The organism is Mucilaginibacter flavus (assembly GCF_030409315.1).
Classification (GTDB): Bacteria; Bacteroidota; Bacteroidia; order Sphingobacteriales; family Sphingobacteriaceae; genus Mucilaginibacter; species Mucilaginibacter flavus.
Window position 1 is genome coordinate 24303 of record NZ_JAUFPS010000082.1, and the last position, 7610, is coordinate 31912.

Consider the following 7610-nt stretch of genomic DNA (forward strand, 5'->3'; position numbering starts at 1 on the left):
GCTGTAAAATTTGATCCTTTTTATTGTAACTTCATCCATCAAATGCCTGTTTATGCTTACTCCATCTGATATCCTTGTCACGCTTGATAATAGCGCTGCTGTAAACTATAACCATTTCATTACCCTAAGTCATCCGTATGTTTATCTTATTGATAGCAGGCTAAATATTTTCCGCGGAGAAAACGACGATTGGGCAGTTGCAGCCGAAGTACTTGGTTACAATCCAAGGGGTGGATATATAACTTCCGAGATTTTTTATTTTGGCAATTGCCTCATCAACCTTGAAAACTACCAGGGTAATACCATAAATAGTTATAGTAATTGCCCTATTGACGATAAATCTTTTAACGCAACTACCGACATCGAATCACTACTCCCCGATGCCGGTTTTTGGATTGTGCGTGGAGAAAAAATGCCGCTTTCAACTAATAAGCAGGACTATGACAAGGCCGGTATTACGTTAGACGAGTACGAACCTGGCCAGATACAGATAATAGAAGCTGTACGGCTTGCAATAATTGATCACGCGCTGTTGTTCAGGGCTACCGACGTAGAACTATATAAATCGATTCCAGCCAACCTTAAAAAAATACTGGTGCTGGACGAGTGGTATCACAGGGAATTTAACCCGGTAACTTCTCCCTTCGACTCGCCCAATACATTGCGCGTTCTTGACCTCGGACAGGAATTTATTCAAAATATGATCAGGGAAGATAAGGAAAGAACAGCCCGCTTAAACAAGGAAGAATGGGAAAACAACAGCCCTGGTAGTTACGAAACATGGCAACAATTGGCGGCAGTAATTGCTACGGGCGATACCTCAATATACCAACCCACCCTCGCTCCAAATTCACATTGGAAAAACTGGCCCGAATCCGGCGCTTTGTGATGCCGATAAATTGGCGGTTCTTTAAGCGATCTCGCCGTTCTTTTAGTTAACACTTGTAACATTTTAACTTTACAACATTCCAACAACAAACAAGCAGCTCATGTCCCAATCTTACATTTTGGTTGTTAATGGCAAGCCCGAAGGCCCGTTTAGTATGGACGAGCTGAAGGCAAGAAGTATAAAGCCCGGCGACTTTGTAAAAACGATTGATATGCCCGACTATAAAGAAGCCCAGGAAATTGCCGAGCTAAGGGAACTTTTCGGCTTTGCCAAGCCACCTTTGCTGATGCAATATTTTGGCAGCTTTGATCAGCGCCTGGTAGCTTCCGTGTTGGATTGGTTTATTGTTTTCGGCTCGTTTGTCATCATTATTTTTATTGTGGTGATACTGATTATACAGGACAAGCAAACCCGGATGATAGCCAGCTTTGCCCTATTGGGCTGTGTGCCGGTAGCTAATTTCATTTACCATATTGTGATGGAATGCTCGGCAAAACAAGGTACGCTGGGCAAGCAAATGATGAAAATAAAAGTGGTTGATATGCAAGGCGACCGTATTACTCCCGTCAAGGCCTTTACCCGTAATATGGCCAAAATACTTTCGGTAATAACGTTTTTTATTGGCTACCTGCTGGCGTTTTTCAACAAACAACAACAATGCCTGCACGATATGCTGGCCGGGACACTGGTGATTAAGGAGCGATTGTTTTAAGGGAAGATTTTGTATATTAGCTTATATAATTAAATCAGATGAAAAAGACCACAGTTATTGAAACACTTGATTCATTTGAAGAAGAGTTTGATACCGAAAAGTTAATCGAACGGCTTTTGTTTGTTGAAAAGGTTGAAAAAGGGTTAAAAGATGTTGCTGAAGGTAAAGTGATGGACTACAAAACCGTAAAACAAAAATTTGCTGATAAGTGGAGCAAATAAATATTGTAATAACAGAATCTGCCTATGCAGATCTTTTAGATATCGAATTATACATATCACAGGATTCAGAATTTATTGCGCGAAAATTCATTAGTAAGATATTTGATAAAATTGATCAACTGTACAGCTTTCCTACATCTGGGAAGTTTGTCCCCGAAATAAATAATCGATCTATTCGTGAGCTGCTCTTAAATAAGTATCGGATTATATATCAGGTCGTTGATGATAACAATATTAACATAGTCAGAATTGTGCACAGTTCAAGATTGTTAGATATTGAAATTTAGATTAAACTAATCTTTACGCCCTTTTGACCCAAGGATAATGACCTTTTGAAACTTATTATCTCATTGTGCCTAAACCACCATTACAATCCTATTTACCGCATCATAAATGGAGCGGTAATGTTTTTGCTAAATACTTTCAGTAATGACGTTTTTTATTAGTTACCTGCTGGCGTTTTTCAACAAACAACAACAATGCCTGCACGATATACTGGCTGGTACGTTGGTGATTAAGGAGCGGTTGTTTTAGATGGTAAAGCTATTTGAAGTATCTTTTGGTGTGGAGTACCCTGTAAATGATAATTTCCTTCCCTTTTTCTTTATAGTGGATTCCGTATGGAAATCTATATAAAGGCGCAATTCTGATTCCCCGATATCTCACCTGGAATAATTGAGGTGTGTCTTCAATAAATTTTAATGTCCCGAAAAACTCTTTAAAAAATTCGTCGGTCAATACGGGCCTTATGTTATTGTAATAATCTTCGATATCTTCAAGATCAAATTTCGCCTCTTTGCGAAATACCAGTTGATAGGTCATTTACGTAAAAAGCGGTCCTTAATAGTCTCAAACGAAACATAATTGGCTTTGCCTTTTTCTTCGTCATCAATCATCCGGTCAATCATCGTCTTGTAGTCGTCCGTCAATTCAAGTGTTATATGATGCTGGTGCAAAAAATCTTCATATTCACTTATCGGAATAATAGCTGCGGTTTTTTCTCCCTTATCGTTGGTGATGAATTGAGTGTCCATATTCAAATTTAATTAATTTATAACAGCCGTTAAAAATATATTCTACAAACTTAAACATCTCTTAATTCATCATTTACATATGCTACAGATTAATCCACAACATATTCATTAAATTTGCATCTTATTAATTATCCGCTGCATGAATACTGATGCTGTTAAATTGCTGCAAGGCCGCTATTGTAATTCGTTAACCGAATATTCGCGTTTTGTTACCCGCGAGGTTAATATTGGCGATGTGCCGTTGGGAGGCAATAATCCTATCCGCATACAAAGCATGACTACTACCGATACCATGGATACCATTGGTACGGTGGAGCAATCCATCCGGATGGTTGATGCCGGTTGCGAGTATGTGCGTATTACCGCGCCAAGCATCAAAGAGGCTAAAAACCTGGCCGAGATCAAAAAACAGCTTCGTGCCCGTGGCTATAATGTACCGCTGGTTGCCGATATTCACTTTACCCCAAATGCCGCCGAAGTTGCCGCTCGTATTGTTGAAAAGGTACGTGTTAACCCAGGCAATTACGCCGATAAAAAGAAATTTGACCAGATAGATTATACCGACCTGGAGTACCAGGGCGAACTGGAACGTATTTACCAAAAGTTTGCCCCGCTGGTAAACATCTGTAAAGAATATGGTACTGCCATGCGTATTGGCACCAACCACGGCTCGTTGAGTGACAGGATCATGAGTCGTTACGGCGATACGCCGCAAGGCATGGTGGAGTCGGCTATGGAATTTATGCGGATGTGCGAAACGCTGAACTACTATAACCTGGTGATCAGCATGAAATCGAGCAATCCGCAGGTGATGGTGCAGGCCTACCGTTTACTGGTAGAAACCATGGTGGCCGAAGGTATGAACTATCCGCTACACCTTGGTGTAACCGAAGCCGGCGACGGCGAGGATGGCCGTATAAAATCTGCAGTAGGCATTGGCACCCTGTTGGAGGACGGCCTTGGCGACACCGTACGCGTATCCCTAACCGAAGAACCCGAAGCCGAAGCACCGGTAGCTATTGAGCTGGTGAAACGCTACACAGTGAGGAAGAATCAAGAATCAAGAATCAAGAATCAAGAAGCTGCAACAGAAGTGGGCGACCAGCCACTCACCGCTCACCACTCACCATTCACCACCCACAGTCCCTACGAATACAAAAAACGCGATACCTACGAGGCTAACGCTTTTATTGGCGGGCATATGGTGCCAAGGGTGGTGCTTGATCTATATAAAAAGAACCTGAAAGATCCGGCTATTATGGCCGATGCGGGATATATCTACTCGCCTTTGTTGGATAAATATAACATGGCCGAGCAATCGGTTGATTTTGTTTACCTGGGCGATGAATTGCCATCGTTTACTTTGCCCGGCAATTTAAAACAGCTTTACAATTACAAAACATGGATAAAGCTAAGCGATAAAACACTTTGTCACCCGCTGTTTACGCTAAAGGAGTATGTTGATGAGGCTGCCGATAGAACATCAGCATTAAACCTGGTGCGTGTTTTGCCTTCGGATATTGAATCAGATGAATTTGGCGCCCTTCCTTTTGACAAATCATTGGTGTTCGTACTGGAAACCAATGCCCTGCACGGCATGGCCGATCAGCGCGCGTTTTTCTTTAAAATGGAAGAATTGGGTTTGGATGTTCCGGTGATTGTGAAGAGGAGCTATTTGTTTGAGTTGGAGTCGGAAAGTCCGGAAGTCGGGAAGTCCGAAAGTGAGGCTGATCTCACATCTAAACTACAGCTGTATGCTTCAACAGACCTTGGTGCATTGTTAGTTGATGGTTTTGGCGATGGTATCTGGATTGACGCGCCGGAGCTTGATACTAAGGTGATCACTTCAACCGCCTTTGGTATTCTGCAGGCTACCCGCTCACGTATTTCAAAAACAGAATATATCAGCTGTCCAAGTTGTGGCCGTACGTTGTTTGATCTGATGATCACCACACAAATGATCCGTAGCCGCACCAGCCATTTAAAAGGCCTAAAAATTGGTATTATGGGTTGTATTGTAAACGGTCCCGGCGAAATGGCGGATGCCGATTACGGGTACGTAGGCTCTGGTACCGATAAAATTACCCTTTATCGTGGCAAAGAAGCTGTGAAAAAGAACATCAGTTCGGCCAACGCGCTTGATGAATTGATTGGCATTATTAAAGAGGATGGCAACTGGGTAGAGCAGGAATAATTGTGTTTCTCTAACATAAAATATGAGCGATAAGATCACTGTTTCCACCATTTCGTCGACACTTAAACATTACCTGCAATCGGTTGATGCAAATAAGGATTTTGGGATTTTTGACGATAGCTGGACACAGGAAGATTTCGCGGTGATTGCAAACGAACCGGGATTAACCCACGGCCTGCCTGTTAAAACAGATTATTACTCAGTTATTTTATGTTTGAGCGGTAGCTGTAAAAAAACGATTGGGCATTTTGTGTTCGAGGTTTATACCAATTCTATCCACCTGGTATCGCCACAGTTTATTACCTCGTTTGAGGATGCCAGTCCCGATCTTTTGTTATACCAGGTGTTCTTTAAAAAAGAATTTCTAACCGGTAGTTTACTTAAAGAAAACATCCTGGATAACCTGCTGGAAGTAAATCCGGATTATCCCCCTATCTACGGCCTTTCCAAAAAGAGTTGTGCATCTTTAAAAGCATTGTATGAAAAAATAAGCGACGAAAGCCGCGAAAAAGGCGCTTTTCATTTGCACATCCTCCGGTTGCTGTTAACTGATCTGCTTTACGAAATGAACCGCGCCTGCGAAAATTGCCTGCTGCATTCAACCCGGCATTTAAGCAAGCAATACCAGCTGGTTTATAAGTTTAAGAAACTGGTTGAAGATCAGTTTTTAACGCTTAAAACTGTACAAGAATATGCCGATGCTTTGTTTATTTCGGCCAAGTATTTAACCGAAATAGTTAAGGCCGAAACCGGCCAAAATGCCTTACATGTTATCCACAACAGGCAATACCTGGAGGCGCAATACTTGTTATCCTCATCTGGCCTTAGCATCAAGGAAATTGCCGAACGGTTAAACTTTGATAACAGCTCCCACTTTAGCCGGTTTTTTAAACGCTTTGCAGGTTATAACCCATCGGAGTTTAAGCAACTGCAATAATCACAAGCCGTTATCTCCTTCAAAGTAGCCGTTATGACTATTGGCTGACGGTAATAATTGCTTACCGGAAAAATTGGTTGTTAAAACCGATTTATTGAGATTGATGAGCGTTGCTATCCGCAGTACCTTTGACCTGTCAATCAACAACAACGGTCATGAAAAAGCAAAATATCGAATTTATAAAAAGCAAGCTGTTACAGCTTTACTTTGAAACCTACCAGATCCTGACTATTATCTACCGGTAATAAACAGGTTTAAAATTAATCATACACTATCGAAAAAAAACATACGCAATAAAATTCAACCGTTCGCGGTTTCACTATATATAGGTACATATAAAAAGAAAGGCAGACTTATTAACGGTCTGCCTTTTTGTTTTAAACGCTCTAAAAAATAAACAGGGTTGCCTCGCGCTTCCCTGAGTATAATTAAAAAGCATCTTTAATATCGTTTTATTCTGAATAATGCAACAATCATATTGCTATCATTAACAGGTTTGCCACCGGCTACCAGGGTTTCAAGCACGTTGTTTAATTTCTGTTGCACCTTCTTTTTGCTTAAGTTCAAGTGCGCTTTAACAGTTTCACTGTAAATGAGTTGGTTGTTGCCGTCATAAAAGTTTACAGTTTGTATACCACGTTGGTACAGGTTACTTTCAACTACCCAGGTGCCTGTATGCTTTGATTGCGCTATGCTGCTTAAGGTAGCAAGGCAAATGATCACTAATGTTAATATGGTTGTTTTCATTTCAATGAAATTTAAATCTTCACCTAAATTATCGTTGCGGCAACATATTTTAAATACACAGCGTCATACAACCGGGAAATGACTACAAACAGGATAGTTGGAGATGTGAACTACCTTTGTCGATTATTTCGGTAAGAAATGGGGAGGTGAAGTGTTGTTTGTCGACGCCGGTGTGTTGTTCGTCGACGGAAGGCTGAGAAAAGATCATCACCCAACGATTATAAGTAAATTAGCTATATGGAAAACCCGATGGATAAACCTTTTGGTGGCATTAAAATACCAAGGCTGTGGCAGCATATCCTGTTTTGGATGGCGGTTTGTTTTTTTATTACCAGTATGTATTCGGTGCAAACTAATTTTACGGTATCGGCCAGGAACAACCTGCTTTTCATGCCTATACAAGTGGCCTATTATTACGCCATTGCCGGTTGGCTTATGCCTAAATACCTGTTGCCTGGTCGTTATATTAAATTTGGCATAAGCGTTTTGGGCATTGTTACATTATCAGTTGTGATTACCAGGATAGTAGGTATTTTGTTTGTAACACCTTACACTATCAAAGTGATGCACGTTACCGATGGAGATTACCTCCGTGCATCCCAGCGACCATTTTTAGAAAAACTGTTCGATCTGCAAAACATGATCAACGCTTTTAAAGGCACCAATCTTTTTATCGGTTTTGTTTTGGCTATAAAGATGGCCAAAATGTGGTATGAGCGTAGGGAGGCTACGCTGCAGTCAGAATTAAGCGCGTTAAAGGCTCAGGTTCACCCGCACTTTTTATTTAATACGTTGGTAGTGTCTCAGTTTGAAAATTAAATTTATTTTTTTATTTCTTACTTTTGTTTCATGTCAAAGGGAGAAAAGAAAAAAAAA

General features: G+C 40.9%; 10 protein-coding genes. 7 read left to right on the top strand and 3 right to left on the bottom strand.

Features of this window, described 5'->3' with window-relative positions; translation table 11 throughout:
• The first annotated feature begins 10 nt into the window (after window positions 1-10).
• From QWZ17_RS24470 to QWZ17_RS29695, 4 genes are all read left to right on the top strand, one after another.
• Window positions 11-889, top strand: a complete 879-nt coding sequence (locus tag QWZ17_RS24470) for a DUF7003 family protein (protein WP_290307958.1) — start codon at window positions 11-13, stop codon at window positions 887-889.
• Window positions 890-989: 100 nt separating this feature from the next.
• Window positions 990-1601: an RDD family protein gene (locus QWZ17_RS24475; RefSeq protein WP_290307959.1), complete on the top strand. Its 612-nt coding sequence runs from the start codon at window positions 990-992 to the stop codon at window positions 1599-1601.
• 38 nt (window positions 1602-1639) lie between these two features.
• Window positions 1640-1822, top strand: coding sequence for a hypothetical protein (locus tag QWZ17_RS24480; protein WP_290307960.1), 183 nt, complete (start codon window positions 1640-1642; stop codon window positions 1820-1822).
• Window positions 1810-2109, top strand: a complete 300-nt coding sequence (locus QWZ17_RS29695) for a type II toxin-antitoxin system RelE/ParE family toxin (RefSeq protein WP_353959531.1) — start codon at window positions 1810-1812, stop codon at window positions 2107-2109. Before QWZ17_RS24480 ends, QWZ17_RS29695 begins: the two co-directional genes overlap by 13 nt.
• Window positions 2110-2365: 256 nt before the next feature.
• Here QWZ17_RS29695 and QWZ17_RS29705 read toward each other — a convergent pair whose 3' ends face one another.
• Together QWZ17_RS29705 and QWZ17_RS24485 are read right to left on the bottom strand one after the other, a co-directional pair.
• Window positions 2366-2644 carry a type II toxin-antitoxin system RelE/ParE family toxin gene (locus QWZ17_RS29705; RefSeq protein WP_353959533.1) on the bottom strand — a complete coding sequence of 93 codons (279 nt, stop codon included), beginning with the start codon at window positions 2642-2644 and terminating at the stop codon, window positions 2366-2368.
• A complete protein-coding gene (locus QWZ17_RS24485) occupies window positions 2641-2856 on the bottom strand; it encodes a hypothetical protein (RefSeq protein ID WP_290307961.1) in 216 nt (71 codons plus the stop codon). Before QWZ17_RS24485 ends, QWZ17_RS29705 begins: the two co-directional genes overlap by 4 nt.
• Window positions 2857-2995: 139 nt before the next feature.
• Between QWZ17_RS24485 and ispG the strand changes: the two genes are divergently transcribed.
• Entirely contained in the window at window positions 2996-5050 is a 2055-nt protein-coding gene (gene ispG / locus QWZ17_RS24490) for a (E)-4-hydroxy-3-methylbut-2-enyl-diphosphate synthase (protein ID WP_290307962.1), read from the top strand.
• Window positions 5051-5072: 22 nt separating this feature from the next.
• Window positions 5073-5987: a helix-turn-helix domain-containing protein gene (locus tag QWZ17_RS24495; protein WP_290307963.1), complete on the top strand. Its 915-nt coding sequence runs from the start codon at window positions 5073-5075 to the stop codon at window positions 5985-5987.
• Window positions 5988-6428: 441 nt separating this feature from the next.
• On the opposite strand, the gene QWZ17_RS24500 is transcribed toward QWZ17_RS24495, so the two are convergent.
• Entirely contained in the window at window positions 6429-6734 is a 306-nt protein-coding gene (locus QWZ17_RS24500) for a hypothetical protein (RefSeq protein ID WP_290307964.1), read from the bottom strand.
• A gap of 237 nt (window positions 6735-6971) precedes the next feature.
• Here QWZ17_RS24500 and QWZ17_RS24505 point away from each other — a divergent pair, with 237 nt between their 5' ends.
• Window positions 6972-7553 carry a histidine kinase gene (locus QWZ17_RS24505; RefSeq protein ID WP_290307965.1) on the top strand — a complete coding sequence of 194 codons (582 nt, stop codon included), beginning with the start codon at window positions 6972-6974 and terminating at the stop codon, window positions 7551-7553.
• The last annotated feature ends 57 nt before the right edge of the window (window positions 7554-7610 follow it).

Bases quoted from the DNA above. Each gene is read 5' to 3' on its own strand.
- QWZ17_RS24475 (WP_290307959.1), top strand. From the start codon at position 990: ATGTCCCAATCTTACATTTTGGTTGTTAATGGCAAGCCCGAAGGCCCG.
- QWZ17_RS24480 (WP_290307960.1), top strand. From the start codon at position 1,640: ATGAAAAAGACCACAGTTATTGAAACACTTGATTCATTTGAAGAAGAG.
- QWZ17_RS29705 (WP_353959533.1), bottom strand. From the start codon at position 2,644: ATGACCTATCAACTGGTATTTCGCAAAGAGGCGAAATTTGATCTTGAA.
- QWZ17_RS24485 (WP_290307961.1), bottom strand. From the start codon at position 2,856: ATGGACACTCAATTCATCACCAACGATAAGGGAGAAAAAACCGCAGCT.
- ispG (WP_290307962.1), top strand. From the start codon at position 2,996: ATGAATACTGATGCTGTTAAATTGCTGCAAGGCCGCTATTGTAATTCG.
- QWZ17_RS24495 (WP_290307963.1), top strand. From the start codon at position 5,073: ATGAGCGATAAGATCACTGTTTCCACCATTTCGTCGACACTTAAACAT.
- QWZ17_RS24500 (WP_290307964.1), bottom strand. From the start codon at position 6,734: ATGAAAACAACCATATTAACATTAGTGATCATTTGCCTTGCTACCTTA.
- QWZ17_RS24505 (WP_290307965.1), top strand. From the start codon at position 6,972: ATGGAAAACCCGATGGATAAACCTTTTGGTGGCATTAAAATACCAAGG.